This is a genomic window from Microbacterium foliorum, assembly GCF_003367705.1.
Classification (GTDB): Bacteria; Actinomycetota; Actinomycetes; order Actinomycetales; family Microbacteriaceae; genus Microbacterium; species Microbacterium foliorum.
The window spans coordinates 428,390-450,934 of record NZ_CP031425.1; the positions used below are offsets into that span (position 1 = coordinate 428,390).

Here is a 22,545-nt window from a genome sequence, read left to right on the forward strand (position 1 = left end):
AAGTCGCGGGCGGACGGGCGCGACCAGTCTACCGGCTCGCGACTCGCCGGATTCCCTGGGGTGCGTCGTCAGGCGTGGAAGACGGTGTGCAGGTCGCCGATGGCGTCGCGACCGCCCAGTCCGTCGATCTCGAACAGCACCGAGATGCCGACGACGTGGCTGCCCAGGCGCTCGACGAGCTGGCGGCCGGCGGCGAGGGTGCCTCCCGTGGCGAGGACATCGTCGATGAGCAGCACGCGGGATCCGGCGGGCAGATCGTCATGCATCTCGATCGTCGCGGTGCCGTACTCGAGGGCGTAGTCGACGGATGCCGCGGGGCGGGGCAGCTTGCCCGCCTTGCGGATCGGGATGAGTCCCACACCCGCTGCGATCGCCGCAGCTCCGGCGAGGATGAACCCCCGTGCCTCGATGCCGGCGACGACGTCGAACTGCCCGGCGAACGGGGCGATGATCGCCTCGGTCGTCGCCTGCAGCGCCTCGGCATCGGCGAGCAGCGGCGTGATGTCGCGGAAGATGATCCCCGCCTCCGGGTAGTCCGGGATGCTGCGGATCAGCGATGCGGCGCGGACGAGAGCGGGGGAGAGTTCGGTGTCGGGCACTGGACAAGGGTACGCGACAAGAGGGGTTGACTTTCGTGGGAGCGCTCCCATAGAGTCGCTCATCAAGCGTGGGAGCGCTCCCACAGATCGTCAGCGCTCGCACCGTCGCACCACCTGCACCCCCGCACGACCCACCACAAAGGAGTGAACTGTGAACACACGTGCCCGCACCCGGATCCTGACGGCGGCTGCCGCAGCATCCGTCGCCGCCCTCGCCCTCGCCGGCTGCGCCCCCGCCGACGGAGGCGACGGCGCAGCGAGCGACGCGGACGTCACCCTGACCGTCACGACCTTCGGCACCTTCGGCTACGAGGACCTCTACGACGAGTACGAGAAGGCGCACCCGAACGTCACGATCGAGGCGAACAACATCGACACCGGCGGAAACGCCCGCACCGACGCCTTCACCAAGATCGCCGCCGGCTCCGGACTCAGCGACATCGTCGCGATCGAAGAGGGCTGGCTCGGAGCCATCATGGACGTCTCCGACACCTTCGTCGACCTGCGCGACTTCGGCATCGAAGACCGCAAGTCCGACTGGGTCGACTGGAAGTACGCGCAGGGTACGGATGCCGACGGTCGCGTCATCGGCTACGGCACCGACATCGGTCCGAGCGGCATCTGCTTCAACGGCCCCGCTCTCGAGGCGGCCGGACTCCCCAGCGACCGCGAGGGCGTCGCCGAACTGCTCAACGGCGACTGGGAGAACTTCTTCCAGGTCGGCGCCGACTACACGGCCAAGACCGGCAAGGCCTGGTACGACCACTCCGGATTCGTCTGGAACGCCATGGTCAACCAGCTCGACGAGGGGTACTACACCGCTGACGGAAAGCTGAACGTCGAGGGCAACGACGAGCTCGAGGAGCGCTTCGCGCTGCTCGGCGCAGCGACCGAGGGCGGCCAGTCCGCCGCGCAGAAGGCCTGGGACTGGAACGGCGGAAAGTCGTTCGTCGACGGCACCTTCGCGGTGTTCGTCTGCCCCGGATGGATGCTGGGCAACGTCAAGGGCTCCGTCGAGGCCGGTGGCGGCGACGCCGAGACCGGCTGGGACTTCGCCGACGTGTTCCCCGGAGGAGCCGCCAACTGGGGTGGCGCGTTCCTGTCGATCCCGGAGAGCTCGACGCACCAGGAGGCCGCGGCCGAGCTCGCCGACTGGCTGACGCAGCCCGAGCAGCAGGTGAAGCAGTCCGCGGCCGCGGGCAACTTCCCCTCGACGCTGAAGGCGCAGGAGACGCTCGCCGCCGAGGCGACGCCGAACCCGTTCTTCAACGACGCTCCGACCGGTGCGATCCTCGCCGAGCGCGCCAAGGGCGTGGTCGCGCAGTTCAAGGGCGCCGAGGACTCGGTCATCCAGGAGAACGTCTTCGGACCCGCTCTGAAGAGCCTCGACCTCGGTGAGGTCGACACGAAGGGCGCGTGGGACAAGGCGCTGGGACTGCTGAACGACTTGGTCACCCAGTGATCCACGGGGCGTCTCGTTCCGTTCGGCGGCGCCGAACGGGACGAGACGCCCCTCCATCCACATGCCCAGGGACCCCGGTTCCGGAACCAGGAAACTCTCATGACCCTCACTGAAGAGCGCCGGTCGACGGCATCCGCTCCGCAGCAGAAGACGGATGCCGCGTCGAAGCGCCCCTGGCGCCACCGCGTCTCACGATTCGATCAGCGCGCGTCCCCGTACTTCTACATCTCTCCGTTCTTCCTGCTCTTCGGGCTGGTCGGACTCTTCCCGCTGCTCTACACGATCTGGGTCGCCGTCCACGACTGGAACCTGCTCAAGGGGCAGGGCGACTTCGTCGGCGTCGGCAACTTCGTCAAGATCCTCGGCGACGGGATGTTCTGGAACTCGATCTTCAACACCCTGAGCATCTTCCTGCTCTCCGCCATCCCTCAGCTCACCGTCGCCCTCTTCATCGCCTACCTGCTCGACCGAGGGCTGCGCACACCGACGTTCTGGCGCATGAGCGTGCTCATCCCCTTCGTGGTCACGCCCGTTGCCGTCGCGCTCATCTTCTCCAGCATCTTCAACGAGGCCGACGGACTGGCCAACAACCTCCTGAACCTCGTCGGCATCGCCGATCAGCAGTGGAAGGAGGACACCGCGCTGTCGCACATCGCGATCGCGGTGATGGTGAACTTCCGGTGGACCGGCTACAACGCGCTGATCCTGCTCGCCGCCATGCAGTCGGTGCCGCGCGAGCTCTACGAGTCCGCGGCCATCGACGGTGCGGGTTCCGCTCGGCGCTTCTTCTCGATCACGATCCCGACGATCCGTCCGACCCTGATCTTCGTGATCATCACCTCGACGATCGGCGGTCTGCAGATCTTCGCCGAGCCGAAGCTGTTCGACGTCTCCACCGCGGGCGGCATCGGCGGCAGCGACAGACAGTTTCAGACGACGGTCCTGTTCCTCTGGGAGCTGGCCTTCTTCCGCCTCGACCTGGGCAAGGCCTCGGCCGTCGCGATCCTGCTGTTCCTGCTGATCGTGGCCTTCGGGCTGCTGAACTTCGCGATCTCCCGCAGGATCTCCACCGGTGACGACCGCCGCAACCGCGCCGCGCGCCGCCGCGTCCGCTCGACCGACAAGGAGGGGGCGCGATGACCGCCACCCAGGCACTCAGCGTGCCGGAGAAGATCCGCCGCCGCCGCGCCGTCGCGGGAGGAACCGCCGGCATCGGCAGCCGACCCGGCTTCCTCACCTACGGCCTCCTCGCCGCCTTCATCATCGGCAGCGTCTACCCGCTCTGGTGGTCGCTGGTCGTCGCGAGCGGCACGAACTCGACCCGTGGCGAGACGCTGCCGCTGATACCCGGTGGCAACTTCCTCGCGAATGCCGCCAAGGTGTTCGACGCGATCCCGTTCTGGCTCGCACTCGGCAACTCGTTCCTGATCTCGAGCGTCATCACGCTCTCCGTCGTGACCTTCTCGACCCTCGCGGGCTATGCGTTCGCGAAGCTGCGTTTCAAGGGCCGCGACGGACTGATGATCTTCGTGATCGCGACGATGGCGATCCCGACGCAGCTGGGCATCATCCCGCTGTTCATGCTGATGCGCGAGCTCGGCTGGACCGGATCGATCGGTGCGGTCATCGTGCCCACGCTCGTCACCGCCTTCGGCGTCTTCTTCATGCGGCAGTATCTCGTCGACGTCATCCCCGACGAGCTCATCGAGGCCGCGCGCATGGACGGGGCGAATCAGTTCCGCACGTTCCTCACGGTCGCGATCCCCGCCGCACGTCCGGCCATGGCGATCCTCGGTCTCTTCACCTTCATGACCGCCTGGACCGACTACCTGTGGCCGCTGATCGTGCTGTCCCCCTCGAACCCGACTCTGCAGACGGCCCTCAGCCAGCTGCAGTCGGGCTACTACATCGACTACTCCATCGTGCTCGCCGGTGCGGTGCTCGCGACCCTTCCGCTCCTGGTGCTCTTCGTGGTCGCCGGACGGCAGCTGGTCAGTGGCATCATGGCGGGCGCGGTGAAAGGATGACCTCTGTGACCCGTGCTTTTCCCCAGAACTTCTTGTTCGGTGCCGCGACCGCGGCGTATCAGATCGAGGGGGCCGCGTTCGAGGACGGACGCACCGCATCGATCTGGGACGCGTTCTGCCGCGTGCCCGGTGCGGTGATCGGCGGTGATGACGGCGATGTGGCATGCGACCACTATCACCGGCATCCGCAGGACGTCGCGCTCATGAAAGACCTGGGGCTGCAGACCTACCGGTTCTCGACGTCGTGGTCGCGGGTGCGACCCGACGGCGGGGCCGTCAACGCCAAGGGCGTCGACTTCTACGAGCGCCTCGTCGACGAGCTGCTCGCGAACGACATCCTGCCGTGGCTGACCCTGTACCACTGGGACATGCCGCAGGCGCTGCAGGACGTGGGCGGCTGGACGAACCGCGACACGGTCTCGCGCTTCCTCGAGTACGCGGGAACCATGCACGATGCGCTCGGGGACCGGGTGAACGTGTGGACGACCCTCAACGAGCCGTGGTGCTCGTCGTTCCTCTCCTACACCGGAGGGGAGCATGCGCCGGGTCACACCAGTGTCGCCGAGGGGCTGCTCTCGGCCCACCACCTGCTTCTCGCCCACGGCGAGACCGTGCGCGAGCTGCGCGGTCGCGACGCGAGCCTGAACCTCGGGATCACCCTCAACCACACGGTCGCCGACCCGGCAGACCCGACGAATCCGGCCGATGTCGATGCCGCCCGCCGCGTCGACGGGCAGTTCAACCGCTGGTTCCTCGATCCGATCTACCGCGGAGAGTACCCGGCGGACATCGTCGAGGACATCCGCGTCGTGGACGCCGAGGCGGTGGCGCGGTTCGACGAGGCCGTGCACGACGGCGACCTCGCGACGATCGCGCAGCGCATCGACACGCAGGGCGTCAACTACTACCACGGCGACCTCCTCGCCGGTGCCGCCCCCGAGCACGCCGCCGTCGAGAGCGTGCCCGACACCGAGCGCGCGGTGCGCAGCCCCTATCCGTCGTTCGAGGGCATCCATGCCGTCGAGCGCGGGCTGCCGCGCACGGCCCAGAACTGGGAGGTGCAGCCCGAGGGGCTCACCCGCCTCCTGCAGCGCATCTGGAGCGAGTACGCGGAGCCCGCGGGCGTCGCGCTCTCGTTGACCGAGAACGGCGCCGCGTACGACGACGTCGCCGTGATCGCCGACGGCGAGACCCGCGTGCACGACGACGACCGCACCGAATTCCTGCGACTGCACCTCGCGGCCGTGCTCGACGCCGTCGATGCCGGAGTCGATGTGCGGGGCTACTTCTACTGGTCGCTGTTCGACAATTTCGAGTGGGCCTGGGGGTACGACAAGCGGTTCGGCATCGTGCGGGTCGACTACGACACCCAGCAGCGGAGCGTGAAGGACTCCGGGCGGGAGTACGCTCGCATCATCGCCGCTCGCGCTCTCTGACGCCGGGCGGCGGAGTTCGGGAGCATTCGGCGTGGCCGCCGGCGGAGGGGAGAGTCGTGTCGTCACGAGCGACCATCGAAGAGGTGGCATCGACCGCCGGGGTGTCCCGGTCGACCGTGTCGCGTGTCGTCAACGGGTCGACGGCTGTCAGTCCCGAGGCCCTGCTCGCCGTGCAGCGCGCGATCCAGGAGCTCAGCTACGTGCCCAACCGCGCGGCGCGTTCCCTCGCGTCGAAGCAGACGCACGCGATCGCGCTGATCGTGCCCGAAGACACCACGCGCTTCTTCGGCGACCCGTTCTTCGCGGCGATCGTGGCGGGCATCACGGGCGCCCTGCGCGGCTCCGACTACCTGCTGAACCTTCTCATCGCGAGCGACGATCCGGGCGACAAGATGACCAGCTTCGTGCGCAACGGCGGCGTCGACGGCGCGCTCATCGTGTCGCATCACACGAGTGACGCGTTCATCGAGCGCGTCGCCGACGCCGTGCCCGTGGTCTGGGGCGGCCGACCGGTGCGGCTGCGCGAGGGCGACTACGTGGTCGACGTCGACAACGTGGCCGGTGCGCGCGTCGCGACGACGCACCTGATCGACACCGGGCGCACTCGCATCGCGACGATCTCGGGTCCGATCACCATGGTCTCCTCCGCCGATCGAGTGCAGGGCTTCCGCAGCGCGCTGGCGGATGCCGGGCTCGTCCCGTTCGCCGAAGAGGCCGGCGACTACAGCGAGGCGAGCGGAGCGGAGGCGGCGCGCCGCATCCTCGCGGTCGGGCGTCCGGATGCGATCTTCGTCGCCAGCGACCTCATGGCCCGGGGGGCGCTGACCGCGCTGCGGGCAGCCGGAATCCGCGTGCCTGACGATGTCGCCCTCGTCGGCTTCGACGACTCCTCGGTCGCGATCAGCACCGACCCGCCGTTGACGACCATGCGCCAGCCGATGTACGCGCAGGGTGAGGCGATGGCGGGCGTGCTGCTGTCGCGGCTCGCCGGCAGCGATCCCACGCATACGACGATCCTGCCGACCGAGCTGGTCGTCCGCGCCTCGTCCTGAAGGCCCCGGCGTCGGTGCGGTGACCCTGCGGGATGTGCGGTAGCCCTGCGGCATGCGCAGTGACCCTCCGACACGGATGCGGACCCGACGCCCCTCCGGCATGGTCCGCATCCGCGGGTCGGTGTCGTCAGCTGATTCGCTGCGAGCTCGAGAGGTCCTGAGTCGTCGACCAGGGGAGGGTGTTCCACGGACCGCGCCGGCTGCTCAGCGCGATCTTGAGGTCGCGCCAGCCGTCGCCGAACTTCGCGATCGCGTCCTCGTCCACTGCGCCGTCGCTCCAGTGCATGACCCGCCCGGCGAGGTAGCTGAGGCCGAAGTCTGCCCACGACTCGAAAGACGGCCTCGCCTCTCTGCTGATGCGGCGGATGATCTGCCGCGCCTCGGGAACGTCGGCGTAGCCGAGCGCGACACCCCAGGTCGTCATGGCGACCGCCTGTCCCAGCGCGTAGCCGTCGAGGGTGCGCACGAACAGGTCGGGGCCGAGGAGGTCTTCCCCGACCGACCTGCGCACCTCGCGTTCGATCAGCTCGATGCCTGCGACGAAGGGGCGCGCGTCGGTCACGTCCCCGCCCTCGTGGTCGATTCCGGCCAGCCACTCCTGGGTGCGCGGGGGACGACCGAGGGCGGCCGCCCGCTGGTTGCGCGCCGAGAGATGGAGCATCCACGCGTGGCGACGGCGCCGCTCGATGCTCAGGAAGTCGATCATGCTGAGCCAGTCCGCGCGCGAGCCGACGTCCCACTGCTCGACGATCATCTCGCGCTCCACCCGTCCCAGACCGGGGGCTGTCGGATCGTTCCACGGGCCTGACGGCAAGGTGCAGATCTGCATCAGGCCCACCGCGATCCCCTCGGCGTCGTCGCCGGTCGAGGAGTAGTGCGGCGAGGCGTTCATCGTGATCGCCGTGGCGATCCGCAAGGGGGGCATTACACTCCTCACTGTGAGAGTCTGGGGGGACTCATAAGCTGAATGTCTGTTCAAAGTGTAATATATAGCGTTCGGATCGCAACCCGAAGGCGACCCGATCCTGGGGAAGTGATTGCGACATGGCCCGGTCCGAAGAGCACAATCGCGGCGCGAGCGCACGAGCGCGGGAGTCCATGTTGACCGCCGCCATCGAACTCTTCGCCGAACGCGGAGTGAACGGCGCGAGCGTCGCGGAGATCACCCAGAGGGCGGGCGTCGCCCAAGGCCTGATGAACTACCATTTCGGCGGCAAGCAGCAGCTGATCTCGGCCGTGATCGATCGCTGGTACGAGACACTGTTCGCGTTGCCCCAGGCAGAGGGACCGGCAGACGTCCGACTCGCCGGGATCATCGACGCAGCCCTCACCGCGACCGGCTACGCCATGCCGCTGCAGCGGACGGTGTTCGCCATGCAGCTTCAGCCCGACACGCACCGACTGTTCGCGGAATCGGAGGGCAGGTTCGCCGATCAGGCCTCCATGTCGGAGGACATCGTGCGCCAGATCTTCCGCGACCGGCGCGCAGCGGACCCACCTCTCGAAGAGATCATGCTGCGCACGACGCTCGAAGGCATCTTCCTCAAGTACGCCGTCTACGGCGACACGTTTCCGCTCGAGGACTCCCGGCGGTGGATGCACCGTCTCTACGGTCTGCCGGAACCGGAGGCTCCCCTGCCGCTCCGGCTCGCTCCGCGAAACCCCGACGCCCGCACCCGCGCGGCGCGTGCCGACACCTGAGACGCGAAGATCCCGGATGCCGCGGCATGCAGCATCCGGGATCGCGACCGTCGGTCAGGCGGGGTCCCCGCCCAGGGGTCCCACGGCCTCGAGCGGACGCGGGTCGTCGGCTCCCGTGCGCCGCGCTCGGGCGATGAAGTTGCCCACGTGGTAGATCAGCAGGGCGGCGACCGTGCCCAGCACGATCCCGCCGAACGAGAAGTCGCCGAGCTGCATCGAGAACCCGGCGATGCCGATCACGAGCGAGACCGCAGCCGTGTACTGGTTGACCGGGCGTGAGAAGTCGACGCGGCTGTCGACCCAGATCTTGATGCCGATGATGCCGATCAGGCCGTAGAGCGCGGTGGTCGCGCCACCCAGCACGCCGGCGGGGATCGAGTTGAACACCTCGCCGACCTTGGGCGAGAACGCCAGCAGGATGGCGAACAGGCCCGCCACCCAGTAGACGGCCGTCGAGTAGACGCGCGTCGCAGCCATGACGCCGATGTTCTCGCCGTACGTCGTGGTTCCCGAGCCGCCGAACCCGCCGGCGATCGTGGTGGCGACGCCGTCGGCGATGAGCGCACGCCCGGTCTGCTTGTTCACGGTCGGGTCCTCGGTCATGCTCGCGACGCCGCGCACGTGGCCGATGTTCTCGGCGACGAGCACGAGCACCACGGGCAGGAACATCGCGATCGTCGACCAGGTGCCGGGCTCGACGAAGTCGGGGAACTGGAACTGGGGCAGGCCGACCCAGGGCGCATCCGCGATGAGCTCGTTCGGGGTCTTGCCTCCGCGCAGCGCGTTGGGCACGTCGAACGACCCGTTGACCGCCGCCCAGACGAAGCCGACCGCGACACCGAGGAAGATCGAGATCCGGCCGAGGAACCCGCGGAAGAGCACGGCGAACACGATGATCGCGACGAGTGTGATCGTCGCCGTGACCGGGTCGAGCGCGAAGTTGCCCCACGCGGTCGGCGCGAGGTTGAAGCCGATCAGGGCGACGATCGCGCCGGCGACGACCGGCGGCATCAGCGCGTCGACCCACCGCAGGCCCGCGAACTGCACGACGAGACCCACGACGGTCAGCAGGATGCCGACGGCCACCACGCCGGCGAGCGCCGAGCCGAAGTTGCCCGACGCCGTCGCGGCGGTGATCGGTGCGATGAAGGCGAACGACGACCCCAGGTAGCTGGGCAGCCTGTTCTTCGTGATGAGGAGGAAGAGCAGGGTGCCGAGACCGCTGAACAGCAGCGTGGTCGAGACGGGGAAGCCGGTCAACGTGGGCACGAGGAACGTCGCGCCGAACATCGCGACGACGTGCTGCGCGCCGATGGCGATGGTCGCGGGCCAGTTCAGGCGTTCAGCGGGGGTGACGACGGCGCCGGCTTCGACGGTGCGTCCGTTGCCGTGGATCTTCCACAGGGGCATGCGGGCTCCTCAGGATCGGGGGAGGGGAGTGCTGGAGCAACACTACCCATTCCTGTGTGTTCCCTGGGTGGCGCCCTCGCTCTGACCCCCGCTCCCTGAGCGAATCGACCCCCGGTCCCTGAGCGAGCGGAGCGAGACGAAGGGCGCGGTTCATGCGCCCGGTCGCTGAGCGAGTCGACCCCCGGTCGTTGGGCAGCCTTCGTCTCGTCGCTGCGCTCCTCGCTCAGGGGGCCGCGGTTCATGCGCCCGGCCGCTGAGCGAGTCGACCCCCGCTCCCTGAGCGAGTCGACCCCCGGTCTGACCGCCGCTCCCTGAGCGAGCGGAGCGAGACGAAGGGCGCGGTTCATGCGCCCGGTTGTTGGGCGCCCTTCGTCTCGTCGCTGCGCTCCTCGCTCAGGGGGCCGCGGTTCATGCGCCCGGCCGCTGAGCGAGTCGACCCCCGCTCCCTGAGCGAGTCGACCCCCGGTCTGACCGCCGCTCCCTGAGCGAGCGGAGCGAGACGAAGGGCGCGGTTCATGCCCCCGGTTGTTGGGCGCCCTTCGTCTCGTCGCTGCGCTCCTCGCTCAGGGGGCCGTGGTTCATGCGCCCGGTCGTTGGGCACCCTTCGTCTCGTCGCTGCGCTCCTCGCTCAGGGGGCCGCGGTTCATACCCCGCTCCCTGAGCGAGTCGACCCCCGCTCCCTGAGCGAGTCGACCCCCGCTCCCTGAGCGAGCGGAGCGAGACGAAGGGTCAGGCGCCGAGGCGCTCGATGAGTTCGCGGTAGCGGGCGGCCGTGCGGTCGACGATGTCGTCGGGAAGCACGGGCGGCTCTCCCTGCTTGTCCCAGTTGGCGGCGAGCCAGTCGCGGACGATCTGCTTGTCGAAGCTCGCCATGCGCTCGGTCGGCGTCGAGCCGGTGCGCCACGCCTCGGCATCCCAATACCGCGAGGAGTCGCTCGTGAGCACCTCGTCGGCCAGATGCAGGATGCCGTCGGCATCGGTGCCGAACTCGAATTTGGTGTCGGCGAGCACGAGGCCGCGCTCTTCGGCGATCGCGGCGGCGCGGGTGTACAGCGACAGCGACACGTCGCGCAGCTCGGCCGCGCGGTCGGCGCCGACGAGCTCGACGGTCTGCTCGAACGTGATGTTCTCGTCGTGCTCGCCCATCGGCGCCTTGTAGGCCGGGGTGAACAGCGGCTCGGGCAGGCGGTCGCCGTTCTGCAGGCCCTCGGGCAGCGGGATGCCGCACACGGTGCCGCTCTCGGTGTACTCGGCCCAGCCGGAGCCGGTGATGTAGCCGCGCACGACGCACTCGACCGGCAGCATCTCCAGCGACTGCGCGAGCATGGCCCGATCGGCGACGCTCGCGGGGATCTCGCCCTCGGCGAGGTGGTTGGGCACGTCGCTCAGCTGGCTGAACCACCAGCGGCTCAGACGCGTCAGCAGTGCGCCCTTGTGGGGGATTCCGGGGGAGAGCACGACGTCGAATGCGCTCACGCGGTCCGACGCGACCACCAGGATGCGGGTGTCGGCGGCATCGTCCGAGGCGTACAGGTCGCGGACCTTGCCCGAGTAGATGTGGCGCCAGCCGGGGATGGTCTGCGCGTTGTTCTCCGAAGGTGTGCTCACCCGCCCATTATCGCGGAGCGCGAGCGGATGCCGTGTCAAGCCCTGGTGTGGCCAGGGCGGCGTGGGCGAGGCTCGACGGAAGACGAACGGAGCAGTCATGGCGAAGGATCTCTCCACGGGGGACCGGGTGAGCTGGAACACCTCGCAGGGGCGCACGCAGGGCACTGTCGAGGAGAAGCGGACGAAGGACTTCCGGTTCGCCGGGCAGAGCTTCACCGCGTCCGAGGGCGAACCCGCCTACATCGTGAAGTCGGAGAAGAGCGGTGACACCGCGGCGCACAAGGGAACGGCGCTGCGCAGGCTGAGCCGCTGAGGCGAGCGGCCGAGCACAGTCCGAGTGTCGGTGGGGCCGCCTAGCGTGGACCTGTGACCGACGACCTCTTCACCGACCGACTGCGGCTCTCGCGGGCCGTGCCCGCGGATCTCGATGCGGTATTCGGCATCCAGAGCGATCCCCGGGTGTGGACGCACTATCCGAGCCTGCGTCATACCGACACCGAGGCCACGATCCGGATGATGCAGCGGTGGGAGCGCAGCTGGGAGCGGGCGGGGCTCGGGTCGTGGGTCGTGCGTCTGCGTGACACCGGCGAGGTGATCGGCAATGGCGGCTGCACTCTGCTCGACGGCGGCGTATGGAACGTGGGCTACCGGATCGCCGCCGACCACCATGGGCGCGGATACGCGACAGAGCTTGCGCGAGCCGCTCTCGCTCAGGCGCGCATCGTCGCCCCTGAGCGTCCGGTCATCGCCTATCTGGTCGAGCACAATCATGGGTCGGCGCACGTGGCGCAGAAGATCGGGCTCGACCTGGTGCACCGTGCGCCGGATGCCGGCAACCCCGACCCCTCGGTGATCAGGCTGGTCTATGCGGATCGGCCTCTCGCGCCTGCCCAGCTCGCGGCGGCCCTGCGCTAGGAGTGCGCGCCCGGCATCCCCGGCCTTGTCGTGGGGCGGCCGGAGGCGTATAGTCCACATGGACTATTTGAACGGAACCATCTGGGGAGGGGCCGATGGAACGGCTGACCCCGATGGGGGTGATGGTGCTCGCACTGCTGCGCGAGGGCGACATGCACCCCTATGAGATGGTGCGTCTGATGCGCTCCCGACGCGACGAGCGCCTGCTGACCATCACCAACGGCACGCTGTATCACACGGTCGGTCGGCTGCAGCGGGAGGGCCTGCTCGACGAGGTCGGCATCGACCGCGACGGCAATCGTCCCGAGCGCACGACCTACACGCTCACGGATGCGGGGACGGATGCCCTGGTCGACTGGCTGCGTCGAGAGCTCTCGGTCATCGACCGGCCCGCCGAGTTCCGCATCGCGCTCGCCGAGGCGCACAACCTCGAACGGGCCGACGTCATCGAACGTCTCCACTCCCGACGCGACGCCCTCGACGAGGGGTACGTGGCGCATCGAGACGGACTCGTCGACGCGCGCACCAAGGGCGTGCCCGAACAGGTCCTCGTCGAATTCGACCGCCAGGCAGTACTGCTCGAGGCAGAGCTGCGCTGGACCGACTCTCTCCTCGAACGCCTCGAGTCCGAGGAGTTCCCCTGGGGGCCCACGGCTTTCGAGAACACAGACCGCTACCTCGCTCAGCGAAAGGCTGCACAGCAATGACCGAATCCCGCCAGGCGACAGGACCCGACACGGGAACCTTCGCCGCCGGACAGCGCCCCGCGAGCCCCTGGCCCGCCCTCTGGGCCCTCGTCATCGGCTTCTTCATGATCCTCGTCGACACGACGATCGTCTCGGTCGCGAACCCCGCGATCAAGGCGGCGCTCGACCCGACGACCAACAACCTCGACAACGTCGTATGGGTCACCAGCGCCTACCTGCTCGCCTACGCGGTGCCGCTGCTGATCACCGGACGTCTCGGCGACCGCTTCGGGCCCAAGAACATCTACCTCATCGGCCTCGCGATCTTCACCCTCGCCTCCCTCTGGTGCGGACTGTCGAACTCGCTCGAGATGCTGATCGCGGCACGTGCGGTGCAGGGACTCGGCGCCGCATTCATGACGCCGCAGACGATGGCCGTGATCACGCGCACGTTCCCGCCTGAGCGCCGCGGCGCCGCCATGGGCCTGTGGGGTGCGACGGCCGGTGTCGCGACACTCGTCGGACCGCTCCTCGGCGGTCTGCTCGTCGACGGTTTCGGCTGGGAGTGGATCTTCTTCGTCAACATCCCTGTCGGCGTCGTCGCGTTCGTGCTCGCGTGGCGCCTCGTGCCGAGACTGCAGACCACCCCGCACCGCTTCGACGTCCTCGGCGTGATCCTCAGTGCGGTCGCGCTGTTCCTGATCGTCTTCGGGCTCCAGGAGGGCGAGAAGTTCGGCTGGGGCGTCATCTGGGGGCCGATCTCGGTGTGGGGCCTCATCATCGCCGGTCTCGTCGTGCTCGCGGTGTTCATCGTGCAGCAGGCGCGCACGCGCAGCGAGGCACTGGTTCCGCTCGACCTCTTCCGCGACCGCAACTTCTCGGGCGCCAACGTCGCGATCGCCGCTGTGGGCTTCACGGTGACGAGCATGTCGCTGCCGATGATGTTCTTCCTGCAGACGGCACGAGAGCTCACGCCGACCGAGGCCGCACTGCTGCTGATCCCGATGGCCGTGCTGTCGGGAGTGCTCGCGCCGTTCGCCGGCAAGATGCTCGATCGCGTCGATCCGCGCATCATCCTCATCCCGGGTCTGCTCTGCGTGGGGGTCGCCCTGGTCTGGTACTCGGCACTGATCAACATGGACACTCCGATCTGGATGTTCCTGCTGCCCTCGGCGCTGATGGGCCTCGGCAACGCGGGCATGTGGGGACCGCTCGCGACGACCGCGACGCGCAGGCTGCCCCGGCATCAGGCCGGTGCCGGTGCCGGCATCTACAACACCACCCGCACCATCGGATCGGTCATCGGATCGGCATCCATCGCCGCGTTCATGCAGTCGCGTCTCGAGGCGAACCTTCCGGGCCTCTCCGACGCCCCGTCGGGCATCAGCGGCGGCGGGTCGTTGCCCCCTCAGGTCGCCGAGGGCTTCGCGGCCGGCATGTCGCAGGCGATCCTGCTGCCCGCCTGCGTGATGGTCGTCGCCCTCGTCGCGTCGCTGTTCCTCGGCCGCTACGACAAAGCGGATGCGGCGGCATCCGCTCCCGCGGCGGCCCCCGAACCTGCGGCCTGACGCACCGCTCGGCTGGCGCATTTCGTCTCGCTTCGCTCGCTCAATGACCAGTGTCGACACCCTGACCGGCCGTTGAGCGAACACGGCGGAGCCGAGCGAGACGAAACGCGATGGACCGGTTTGCGACGGTCGTGCCCGCTGTGATGTCATCGGGCATGACGATCGAGCTCCTCAGGCCCACCGCAGACCTGTTCGACTCCTGGGCTGCGACCGTCGCCGAGTTCGGCGACGGTCATGTCGACGGATCGGGTCTGCAGGCACCGGTCACCCCTGACCGGGCGACGCTCGACGCCTTGATCGAGAGGTCGTCGCTGTGGGCCGACACCTCGGCGTCGCTGCCCGAAGGCATGGTGCACAACGACCTCTACTGGATCGTCGACGGTGGCGAGGTCGTCGGGTTCCTGTCGTTCCGTCACGAGCTGAACGACCACCTGCGGGAGGTGGGTGGGCACATCGGCTATTCGGTGCGGGAGTCCCGGCGACGTCAGGGCTATGCCTCGGCCGCGCTGCGCTTCGGCCTCGATCGGGCGCGCGAGATCGGGCTCGAACGGGTCTTGGTGACCTGCGACGACGACAACATCGGATCCTTCCGCGCGATCGAGAGCGCAGGCGGGGTGCTGCAGGACATCCGCGTCGTGTCTGAGCACGGCGACACCCCGGTGCGCCGGTACTGGATCACGCTCTAGCGGGTGGGCCGGCCGGAGGGGCCTCGGACGCGGCGCCACGCGGTCGCCGGTTAGGGTTGATCGTCGACGACCATCCCGGTGGCAGTGTCCTGCCGCCCACCCGATCCGAGGAGCATCCGTCGTGATCCCACATCCCTCTCCTGCGTCCGCGCGCCTGCGCACGCTCGGACGTACCGTCGGAGCGATGGCGCTCACGGCGTTCATCGCGGTCGGTGCGCTGCTCGGCGGTGCGACCGCGGCATCCGCCGAGACCTCAGGCGAGACCTACGTCATCGGCACCGACACCACGTTCGCGCCGTTCGAATTCACCGATGAGAACGGCGACCTCGTCGGCATCGACATGGATCTGCTCCGTGCGATCGCCGAGGATCAGGGCTTCGAGGTCGAGATCCGCCAGCTCGGATTCGACGCCGCTCTGCAGGCCCTGCAGTCGAACCAGGTCGACGGCGTCATGGCGGGCATGTCGATCACCGAAGACCGCCAGCAGACGTTCGATTTCAGTGACCCCTACTTCACCAGCGGCGTCCAGCTCGGCGTGCTCGAAGCCAGTGACATCCAGTCGCTCGACGACCTCGACGGCAAGGCCGTCGCGGTCAAGACCGGCACCCAGGGTCAGACCTTCGCCGAAGACAACCAGGACGAGTTCGGCTACCGGATCACGCCCTATTCCGACACGACCGATATGGTCGACGCCGTCAAGGCCGGCCAGGCGGTCGGCTACTTCGAAGACTTCCCCGTGCTCGCGTACGGCATCCAGCAGGGATCGGGCTTCCGCCTGATCGGCGAACCCGAGCTCGGCGGAGAGTACGGCTTCGCCGTCAACAAGGGCATGAATCCCGAGCTGATCGAGATGTTCAACGCCGGCCTCGAGAACCTCCAGTCCTCGGGCGAGTACGACGAGATCGTCGACACGTACCTGAGCAACGGAGAGGCGACCACGCAGCCGACCGACATCATCTCGGTCGCGGTCAAGTACTGGCCCGCGCTGATGAGCGGTCTCGGTCTCACGATCCTCGCGACGCTCGTCGCCCTCGTCGCCGCGTTCATCCTCGGCATCGTGTTCGGCTTCGGGCGCATCTCGAAGTTCCTGCCGTTCCGCTGGCTCGCCACCGCCTACGTGTTCGTGTTCCGAGGAACGCCGATCCTCGTGCAGGCCTTCTTCGTGTTCTTCGCGGTCCCGCAGCTGTTCCCCGGGCTCACGTTCGACCCGTTCGTCGCCGGTGCGATCACGCTGTCCCTCAACACCGGCGCCTACATGACCGAGATCATCCGCGGCGGCATCCAGGCCGTCGATCCCGGGCAGAACGAGGCATCGCGTTCGCTGGGCCTCGGCCACTGGAAGACCATGCAGAAGGTCGTGCTGCCGCAGGCCTTCCGCATCATGATCCCGTCGTTCGTGAACCAGGGCATCATCACGCTCAAGGACACGTCGCTGATCAGCGTCATCGGCCTCGCCGAGCTGACGTTCCAGTCGCGTCAGATCATCGCCTCGACGTACCTGTCGGCGCAGGTGCTGACCATCGTCGCCATCATCTACTTCGTCGTGATCACGCTGCTGACGCTGCTCGCGAACCGCCTCGAGAGGAAGTTCAACGCATGAGCAAGATCGCCGTGCAGAACCTGCACAAGTCCTTCGGCCAGAACGAGGTGCTCAAGGGCATCGACCTCACGGTGGAGGACGGCGAGGTCGTCGCCGTCATCGGGCCGTCGGGTTCGGGCAAGTCGACGCTGCTGCGCTGCCTCAACAAGCTCGAGGAGCCGACGTCGGGCAAGGTCGTCATCGACGGCGTCGACCTCACCGACAAGAGCGTCAAGCTCGACGAGGTGCGCCAGCGCATCGGCATGGTGTTCCAGCACTTCAATCTCTTCCCGCACATGACGGTTCTCGAGAACATCACGCTCGCCCCGATCGAGCTGGGCAAGGTCACGAAGGCGAAGGCCCGCGAGCGCGGGATGGCACTGCTCGAGAGGGTCGGTCTGACCGAGAAGGCGGATGCGAAGCCGGCATCCCTCTCCGGGGGACAGAAGCAGCGCGTGGCGATCGCCCGTGCGCTCGCGATGGACCCCGAGATCATGCTCTTCGACGAGGCCACCAGCGCGCTCGACCCCGAGATGGTCGGCGAGGTGCTGCAGGTGATCCGCGACCTCGCCTCCGGCGGGATGACGATGGTGCTGGTCACGCACGAGATGGGCTTCGCCCGCGAGGTCTCCGGCCGCACCGTGTTCATGGACGACGGAGTCGTCGTCGAGGAGGCGACGCCCGCCGAGCTGTTCGGAGCCCCGAAGAACGAGCGACTGAAGGACTTCCTCTCGAAGGTGCTCTGAGTCGTCTTCTGTGTCGAAGGCCCCGTCCGGTTTCCCGGACGGGGCCTTCGTCGGCTCCGTTCTGCCGGGCGACGCTACTCCGCGACGCGGGCGGCGATGTCGGTGCGGAAGTGCGACCCCTCGAGCGTGATCCGGCCGATGGCCTCGTACGCGCGCTCGCGGGCGGTGGGGAAGTCCGCCGCCACGGCGACGACGTTCAGCACACGACCGCCGGTCGCGATGAGGGATCCGCCGGGGGCGTCCGGGCTCGCAGTCGCAGCATGCACGAGGCGCACGCCCTCGACCGCCGCGGCGTCGGCCAGACCCTCGATCGGGCGGCCGGTCTGCGGTGCGTCGGGGTATCCCTCGCTCGCGAGCACGACGGTGATGGCGACGTCGTCGCTGAAGACCGGCTCGGGCTGGTCTTCGAGAGTGCCGGATGCCGCGGCGAACAGCAGTTCCGACAGGGGGGTCGTGAGGCGCGGCAGCACGATCTGCGTCTCGGGGTCGCCGAAGCGGGCGTTGAACTCGATCACGCGCACACCGGCCGGGGTGAGGATGAGTCCCGCGTAGAGCAGGCCGATGAACGGGGTGCCCTCGCTGTCGAGCTGACGGATCACCGGCAGCGCCACATCGCGGGTGACCTCCTCGACGAACGCCCGCTCGCTGCCGAAGTCCTCGGCGAGCCAGGGGAGGGGAGAGTACGCGCCCATCCCACCGGTGTTGGGGCCTTCGTCGCCGTCGAGTGCCCGCTTGAAGTCCTGGGCGGGGCTGAGCGCGCGCACGGTGTCGCCGTCGCTCAGGAAGAACAGCGACACCTCGGGGCCGGAGAGGAACTCCTCGATCAGCACAGGGCCGGAGGGCAGATAGTTCTCGGCGTGGGCGCGCGCGTCTCCTCGGTCGGACGTGACGATGACGCCCTTGCCCGCCGCGAGACCGTCGGCCTTCACCACATAGGGGGCGCCGAGGTCGTCGAATGCCGACTCGACCTCCGCGGTGGTGGTGGCGCGCACCGCCCGACCGGTGGGCACGCCCGCGGCATCCATGATCCGCTTCGCGAACGACTTCGATCCCTCGAGCTGAGCCGCCGCCTTTCCGGGGCCGAACACCGGGATCCCGTGCGCGCGGAGCACGTCGGCGACGCCGGCGACGAGGGGGGCCTCTGGACCGATGACGACGAGATCGATCGCCTGCTCGTTGGCGAACGTGGTCACCGCGGCGCCGTCGAGCACGTCGAGCGTGACAGGGATCGCGTCGTCCGCCATTCCTGCATTGCCGGGAGCGACGAAGACGTCGTGCTCCGCCTTCTCTGCTCGCAGAGCGAGGATGATCGCGTGCTCACGGGCACCGGAACCGAGGACGAGGATCTTCACCCATCCAGACTACCGAGGCTCGCGCGCGGGTTTCGGCGGGATGCGAGCGCGTGCAGGACTCAGCACAGGATCTTTCCGGGGCCGGTGCGCGGCGCCTTCGCGGGGCGGTGACGACATCCGTGCTGAGTTGTGAACGTGAAAGAGATGAGACGGGAAGAGATGAGACGGAAGAGCTCAGACAGGAAGAGACGAGGACTCAGAGGTCGATCGGGCGCTCGAGCGACCGGTCCCACTCCCGCGTCCACCCGGTCGCGTCGAACAGCGCATCGAGCACCATCGCGGTGAACCCCCACACGATCGTCCCGTCGACGTCGAAGGCGGGGCCCTTCCAGGTGCGCCCCAGGCGGTGCAGCGTCGAGGTGAACCGGGTCTCGGGGTCGAGCAGCTGCGCCACCGGCACCCGGAACACGTCGACCGTCTCGGCATGATCCACCGCCGCAACGCGTGACGGCGAACGCCACCATGCCAGCACCGGGGTCACCACGTGATTGCTCGCCGCCAGCGGAAGCTCGGTCAGCGTCGCGAGCACGTCGACGCCCGCGGGGTCGAGACCCGTCTCCTCCTCGGCCTCGCGGAGGGCCGTGGCCACGGCATCCGCATCCTGCTCCTCACGCCGGCCGCCGGGGAACGACACCTGCCCCGGATGCGACGACAGCGTGGCGGCGCGGCGCTGCAGCAGCACATCGAGGTCGGCGGCGACGGTCAGCTCGTCGGTCTGCGCCGGGATGCTGTCGAGCCGGCCGAACAGCACCAACACCGACGCCGGGTGCGCGGGGCCGACGACCGGCGGGAAGGGGCGAGCCCAGGCATCCGCTCGTCGGGCGGCGGCCAGCAGCTCGGCGCGCGCGCCGGGCAGGGGATCGGGGGTCTCGCTCATCGCCTCGAGCATATTCCCGTGCGTGCCGGCCACGGCGGTCGGCGCGTCGAACGGCTCGATCGACCGCTCGTTCGTGCGCAACGCGGCGTAGCCTGGGCGCATGCCCCCGAGGAAGATCGACATCATCGACGGCCGAGCGGCTCTCGACACGGTGCGACGAGCGGATGCCGCGGGCGAGAAGCCGGCGCGCACGGCCCTGGCGACGGCGGTGCGCTACCTGCTGCAGCTGCTCGACGAGAAGGCCCCGGGGAACAGCGTCGAGGTGCGGGTGCCGCCGTTCGGTGCCGTGCAGGTGATCCAGGGTCCGCGGCATACGCGAGGCACGCCGCCGAACGTCGTCGAGATGGATGCCGCGACCTGGATCGCGGTCGCCACGGGCGCCGAGCACTGGGTCGATGCCGCATCGTCCGGCCGGGTCAGCGCCTCGGGCACGCGGGCCGACCTCGCCGACGTGCTGCCGCTGCGACCCTGAGGCCCACCAGACACCGGGGCCCGTCCGCGACGGACGCCGCGAGGAGCCGCATTCCGCCGGGCAGACGGGCGCGCGCGGCCGCCAACGGTGGGACAATGGACTCATGGCCTCCCACGATTCCCCCCAGACGGTCGAGGCGACCGTCCGCCGCGTGCCGCGCTTCGGCGTGTTCATGGGCATCGGCGTCGTGCTCGGCATCATCGCCGCCGGCATCCTCACGATGGTGGGCAGCTATGAGCCGTCCGACGCGGTCAACGTCGTCTACCCTCCCGGCCAGGTGTTCGGCTTCCTGCTGCTGTGGACGGTGCCGATCGGCTTCGCGCTCGGCAGCGTCGTCGCCCTGATCCTGGAGCGCACGGCGCGTCGGCACGACCGGGTCGTGCACGTCGAGCACGAGACGATCATCGAGAGCGACTGACACCCGCGTCCCGGGTCAGGCCAGTTCGGCGATGATCGGTCTGATCGCCGCGTCGAACGACACCACGTCCCGGCGCAGGCCGTCGGTCACCGCGACCGTCAGGGCGCCGACCCACCAGATGCCCCGCTGCGAGAACGGCAGCACCTGCACGTTCAGCTCGAACGAATGCGCGCGCCGGCCGACGTCGCGCTCGAACTCGGCGATGGCGCTCGCGTAGGCGCGGTACGCCTCTCCGCCGATGGAGCCGCCCGTCGAGCGGTTGCCCATCGAGCTGCGGATGGAGGCGACGTACCTGTCGTGCGCCCCGCGGGCGAAGTGCAGGGCGGATGCCGCCTGCGGTGCGATCGCGGCCGCGAGCTCCTCCGCGCCGGATGCGGGCAGGGCGACGAGCGTGTCGAAGCCGCCGATGAGCTCGAGCGGCACCTCGGACGGATGCGCCCGGGGCTCGATCGTCATGTCCCAGTACTCGCGCCACTGCTTCTCGAGCGCCGGTGTGACCTCGACGGCGTCCGGTGCGCGCACCGGCAGGTCTCGCAGGCTCGGGAGGTCGTCGGGCACCCGGATGCCGAGTGACTGCCGCAGCGCGAGCGCGACGAGGACGGGAACGCTCGCGTCCTCGCGGATCAACCACTGCGGCTTGTCGGCCATGGCCCCATCGTAGGAGACGCTCGCGCCATCACGGCAGTCTCGATCGAGGATGGCTCGCGCATCCGCCTGCCGACCGCCGCGGAACGATGCCGCGGCACGGGACCGGATCCGCACCAGGACTCCTGGTGAGACCCGCCGCCTGCCGCGCGCTAGGCTGGAGGGGTGGCTGCCTCCCCCACCAATCCCTATTCCGAAGCCGGCGTCGACACCGCTGCAGGTGATCTCGCCGTCGAGCTGATGAAGTCTTCCGTGCGCGCGACGCACGGCCCTGAAGTGCTGGGCGGTGTGGGCGGATTCGCGGGCCTGTTCGACGCCAGCGCGCTGCGCGACTTCCGCCGACCGCTGCTCGCCACGAGCACCGACGGCGTCGGCACCAAGGTCGCCATCGCGCAGGCCATCGACAAGCACGACACGATCGGCCAGGACCTGGTCGGCATGGTCGTCGACGACATCGTCGTGGTGGGAGCGAAGCCGCTCTTCATGACCGACTACATCGCCTGCGGCAAGGTGTTCCCACAGCGCATCGCCGACATCGTGCGCGGCATCGCCGAGGCGTGCGCCGCGACGGGCACCGCGCTCGTCGGCGGAGAGACCGCCGAGCACCCCGGGCTCCTCGGACCCCGCGACTACGACGTCGCGGGTGCGGCGACGGGTGTCGTCGAGGCCGACGCGATCCTCGGCGCTGATCGCGTGCAGGACGGAGACGTGGTCCTCGGGGTCGCGTCGAGCGGTCTGCACTCCAACGGCTACTCGCTCGTGCGTCACATCGTCACGAACGCGGGCATCGGCTACGGCGACAACGCCGCCGACTTCGGCATGACATGGGGCGAGACCCTGCTCGAGCCGACCCGCCTCTACACGCTTCCCCTGCTGCGTCTCATCGAGAAGCTGGGCCCTTCGACAGGCTCAGGAACCGGCGCGGTCCACGCGCTCAGCCATGTGACCGGCGGCGGCATCGCCGCCAACCTCGCACGCGTGCTCCCGCAGGGGAGCTGGGCGGAGGTCGATCGCAGCACGTGGTCTCCGAGCCCCGTCTTCCGGGTGCTCAGCGACATCGCGGGATCGACGCTGGAGTCGGCCGAGGGCACGTGGAATCTCGGCATCGGCTTCCTCGCGGTCATCTCGGCGGAGGCGAAGGACGCGGCGATCGCCGCCCTCGCGGCCGAGGGCATGCCCGCCTGGCAGGTCGGCACGGTGGGCTTCGGTGCCCGCCCGGACGGCGAGTTCGAACAGGGCGCCAAGGGCGTCGACGGTGGAGCGGTGCGCCTGGTCGGCGCCTACGCGGACGGAGCGAAGTAAGAGT

General features: G+C 69.0%; 23 protein-coding genes. 16 read left to right on the forward strand and 7 right to left on the reverse strand.

Features of this window, described 5'->3' with window-relative positions; translation table 11 throughout:
• Window positions 1–68 precede the first annotated feature (68 nt).
• Complete coding sequence (locus tag DXT68_RS02040) at window positions 69–599, reverse strand: adenine phosphoribosyltransferase (RefSeq protein ID WP_045254383.1); 531 nt, start codon at window positions 597–599, stop codon at window positions 69–71.
• A gap of 151 nt (window positions 600–750) precedes the next feature.
• On the opposite strand from DXT68_RS02040, the gene DXT68_RS02045 reads away from it, so the two are divergent.
• The 5 genes from DXT68_RS02045 (at window position 751) to DXT68_RS02065 (ending at window position 6,576) form a co-directional block, all read left to right on the forward strand.
• A complete protein-coding gene (locus tag DXT68_RS02045) occupies window positions 751–2,061 on the forward strand; it encodes an ABC transporter substrate-binding protein (RefSeq protein WP_045254382.1) in 1,311 nt (436 codons plus the stop codon).
• A gap of 99 nt (window positions 2,062–2,160) precedes the next feature.
• A complete protein-coding gene (locus tag DXT68_RS02050; RefSeq protein ID WP_045254381.1) occupies window positions 2,161–3,201 on the forward strand; it encodes a carbohydrate ABC transporter permease in 1,041 nt (346 codons plus the stop codon).
• Window positions 3,198–4,088, forward strand: coding sequence for a carbohydrate ABC transporter permease (locus DXT68_RS02055; protein WP_045254380.1), 891 nt, complete (start codon window positions 3,198–3,200; stop codon window positions 4,086–4,088). Before DXT68_RS02050 ends, DXT68_RS02055 begins: the two co-directional genes overlap by 4 nt.
• The gene (locus DXT68_RS02060) at window positions 4,085–5,524 is read left to right on the forward strand and encodes a GH1 family beta-glucosidase (RefSeq protein WP_045254379.1); all 1,440 of its coding nucleotides are present in this window, start codon (window positions 4,085–4,087) and stop codon (window positions 5,522–5,524) included. The genes DXT68_RS02055 and DXT68_RS02060 overlap by 4 nt, the downstream gene beginning before the upstream one ends.
• A 56-nt stretch (window positions 5,525–5,580) precedes the next feature.
• Complete coding sequence (locus DXT68_RS02065; protein WP_045254378.1) at window positions 5,581–6,576, forward strand: LacI family DNA-binding transcriptional regulator; 996 nt, start codon at window positions 5,581–5,583, stop codon at window positions 6,574–6,576.
• Window positions 6,577–6,703: 127 nt separating this feature from the next.
• Here DXT68_RS02065 and DXT68_RS02070 read toward each other — a convergent pair whose 3' ends face one another.
• Window positions 6,704–7,501: a DUF1266 domain-containing protein gene (locus tag DXT68_RS02070; RefSeq protein ID WP_045254377.1), complete on the reverse strand. Its 798-nt coding sequence runs from the start codon at window positions 7,499–7,501 to the stop codon at window positions 6,704–6,706.
• Between the two features lie 119 nt (window positions 7,502–7,620).
• Between DXT68_RS02070 and DXT68_RS02075 the strand changes: the two genes are divergently transcribed.
• Complete coding sequence (locus tag DXT68_RS02075) at window positions 7,621–8,277, forward strand: TetR/AcrR family transcriptional regulator (protein ID WP_045254376.1); 657 nt, start codon at window positions 7,621–7,623, stop codon at window positions 8,275–8,277.
• Between the two features lie 54 nt (window positions 8,278–8,331).
• Here the strand turns inward: DXT68_RS02075 and DXT68_RS02080 are convergent, their stop codons facing one another.
• Window positions 8,332–9,687 (reverse strand): uracil-xanthine permease family protein, encoded by a 1,356-nt coding sequence (locus DXT68_RS02080; protein WP_045254375.1) that lies wholly within the window; start codon window positions 9,685–9,687, stop codon window positions 8,332–8,334.
• Between the two features lie 729 nt (window positions 9,688–10,416).
• Complete coding sequence (locus DXT68_RS02085) at window positions 10,417–11,295, reverse strand: phosphoribosylaminoimidazolesuccinocarboxamide synthase (RefSeq protein WP_045254374.1); 879 nt, start codon at window positions 11,293–11,295, stop codon at window positions 10,417–10,419.
• 97 nt (window positions 11,296–11,392) lie between these two features.
• Between DXT68_RS02085 and DXT68_RS02090 the strand changes: the two genes are divergently transcribed.
• The 7 genes from DXT68_RS02090 (at window position 11,393) to DXT68_RS02120 (ending at window position 17,475) form a co-directional block, all read left to right on the forward strand.
• A complete protein-coding gene (locus tag DXT68_RS02090; protein WP_045254373.1) occupies window positions 11,393–11,608 on the forward strand; it encodes a hypervirulence associated TUDOR domain-containing protein in 216 nt (71 codons plus the stop codon).
• A 53-nt stretch (window positions 11,609–11,661) separates the two neighbouring features.
• The gene (locus DXT68_RS02095; RefSeq protein ID WP_045254372.1) at window positions 11,662–12,210 is read left to right on the forward strand and encodes a GNAT family N-acetyltransferase; all 549 of its coding nucleotides are present in this window, start codon (window positions 11,662–11,664) and stop codon (window positions 12,208–12,210) included.
• Window positions 12,211–12,305: 95 nt separating this feature from the next.
• On the forward strand, window positions 12,306–12,917 hold the full coding sequence (locus DXT68_RS02100) for a PadR family transcriptional regulator (RefSeq protein WP_045254371.1): 612 nt from the start codon (window positions 12,306–12,308) through the stop codon (window positions 12,915–12,917).
• The gene (locus tag DXT68_RS02105) at window positions 12,914–14,464 is read left to right on the forward strand and encodes a DHA2 family efflux MFS transporter permease subunit (RefSeq protein WP_045254370.1); all 1,551 of its coding nucleotides are present in this window, start codon (window positions 12,914–12,916) and stop codon (window positions 14,462–14,464) included. Before DXT68_RS02100 ends, DXT68_RS02105 begins: the two co-directional genes overlap by 4 nt.
• Before the next feature lie 110 nt (window positions 14,465–14,574).
• Entirely contained in the window at window positions 14,575–15,150 is a 576-nt protein-coding gene (locus DXT68_RS02110; protein ID WP_244268192.1) for a GNAT family N-acetyltransferase, read from the forward strand.
• Window positions 15,151–15,271: 121 nt separating this feature from the next.
• Window positions 15,272–16,750 (forward strand): amino acid ABC transporter substrate-binding protein/permease, encoded by a 1,479-nt coding sequence (locus DXT68_RS02115; RefSeq protein ID WP_115760439.1) that lies wholly within the window; start codon window positions 15,272–15,274, stop codon window positions 16,748–16,750.
• Window positions 16,747–17,475, forward strand: a complete 729-nt coding sequence (locus DXT68_RS02120; protein ID WP_045254369.1) for an amino acid ABC transporter ATP-binding protein — start codon at window positions 16,747–16,749, stop codon at window positions 17,473–17,475. The genes DXT68_RS02115 and DXT68_RS02120 overlap by 4 nt, the downstream gene beginning before the upstream one ends.
• A 74-nt stretch (window positions 17,476–17,549) precedes the next feature.
• Here DXT68_RS02120 and purD read toward each other — a convergent pair whose 3' ends face one another.
• Window positions 17,550–18,827 carry a phosphoribosylamine--glycine ligase gene (purD, locus tag DXT68_RS02125; protein ID WP_045254368.1) on the reverse strand — a complete coding sequence of 426 codons (1,278 nt, stop codon included), beginning with the start codon at window positions 18,825–18,827 and terminating at the stop codon, window positions 17,550–17,552.
• 196 nt (window positions 18,828–19,023) lie between these two features.
• Complete coding sequence (locus DXT68_RS02130; RefSeq protein ID WP_045254485.1) at window positions 19,024–19,704, reverse strand: NUDIX hydrolase; 681 nt, start codon at window positions 19,702–19,704, stop codon at window positions 19,024–19,026.
• 100 nt (window positions 19,705–19,804) lie between these two features.
• On the opposite strand from DXT68_RS02130, the gene DXT68_RS02135 reads away from it, so the two are divergent.
• Both DXT68_RS02135 and DXT68_RS02140 read left to right on the forward strand, forming a co-directional pair.
• Entirely contained in the window at window positions 19,805–20,176 is a 372-nt protein-coding gene (locus tag DXT68_RS02135; RefSeq protein ID WP_045254367.1) for a sterol carrier family protein, read from the forward strand.
• Between the two features lie 103 nt (window positions 20,177–20,279).
• A complete protein-coding gene (locus DXT68_RS02140; protein ID WP_045254366.1) occupies window positions 20,280–20,594 on the forward strand; it encodes a hypothetical protein in 315 nt (104 codons plus the stop codon).
• A 15-nt stretch (window positions 20,595–20,609) separates the two neighbouring features.
• On the opposite strand, the gene DXT68_RS02145 is transcribed toward DXT68_RS02140, so the two are convergent.
• On the reverse strand, window positions 20,610–21,242 hold the full coding sequence (locus DXT68_RS02145) for a hypothetical protein (protein WP_045254484.1): 633 nt from the start codon (window positions 21,240–21,242) through the stop codon (window positions 20,610–20,612).
• 162 nt (window positions 21,243–21,404) lie between these two features.
• On the opposite strand from DXT68_RS02145, the gene purM reads away from it, so the two are divergent.
• Window positions 21,405–22,541, forward strand: coding sequence for a phosphoribosylformylglycinamidine cyclo-ligase (gene purM / locus DXT68_RS02150; protein WP_045254365.1), 1,137 nt, complete (start codon window positions 21,405–21,407; stop codon window positions 22,539–22,541).
• The last annotated feature ends 4 nt before the right edge of the window (window positions 22,542–22,545 follow it).

Coding starts and splice junctions, on each gene's coding strand:
- DXT68_RS02050 (WP_045254381.1), top strand. CDS start 2,161: ATGACCCTCACTGAAGAGCGCCGGTCGACGGCATCCGCTCCGCAGCAG.
- DXT68_RS02055 (WP_045254380.1), top strand. CDS start 3,198: ATGACCGCCACCCAGGCACTCAGCGTGCCGGAGAAGATCCGCCGCCGC.
- DXT68_RS02060 (WP_045254379.1), top strand. CDS start 4,085: ATGACCTCTGTGACCCGTGCTTTTCCCCAGAACTTCTTGTTCGGTGCC.
- DXT68_RS02070 (WP_045254377.1), bottom strand. CDS start 7,501: ATGCCCCCCTTGCGGATCGCCACGGCGATCACGATGAACGCCTCGCCG.
- DXT68_RS02075 (WP_045254376.1), top strand. CDS start 7,621: ATGGCCCGGTCCGAAGAGCACAATCGCGGCGCGAGCGCACGAGCGCGG.
- DXT68_RS02080 (WP_045254375.1), bottom strand. CDS start 9,687: ATGCCCCTGTGGAAGATCCACGGCAACGGACGCACCGTCGAAGCCGGC.
- DXT68_RS02090 (WP_045254373.1), top strand. CDS start 11,393: ATGGCGAAGGATCTCTCCACGGGGGACCGGGTGAGCTGGAACACCTCG.
- DXT68_RS02100 (WP_045254371.1), top strand. CDS start 12,306: ATGGAACGGCTGACCCCGATGGGGGTGATGGTGCTCGCACTGCTGCGC.
- DXT68_RS02105 (WP_045254370.1), top strand. CDS start 12,914: ATGACCGAATCCCGCCAGGCGACAGGACCCGACACGGGAACCTTCGCC.
- DXT68_RS02110 (WP_244268192.1), top strand. CDS start 14,575: ATGGACCGGTTTGCGACGGTCGTGCCCGCTGTGATGTCATCGGGCATG.
- DXT68_RS02120 (WP_045254369.1), top strand. CDS start 16,747: ATGAGCAAGATCGCCGTGCAGAACCTGCACAAGTCCTTCGGCCAGAAC.
- DXT68_RS02130 (WP_045254485.1), bottom strand. CDS start 19,704: ATGAGCGAGACCCCCGATCCCCTGCCCGGCGCGCGCGCCGAGCTGCTG.
- DXT68_RS02135 (WP_045254367.1), top strand. CDS start 19,805: ATGCCCCCGAGGAAGATCGACATCATCGACGGCCGAGCGGCTCTCGAC.
- DXT68_RS02140 (WP_045254366.1), top strand. CDS start 20,280: ATGGCCTCCCACGATTCCCCCCAGACGGTCGAGGCGACCGTCCGCCGC.
- DXT68_RS02145 (WP_045254484.1), bottom strand. CDS start 21,242: ATGGCCGACAAGCCGCAGTGGTTGATCCGCGAGGACGCGAGCGTTCCC.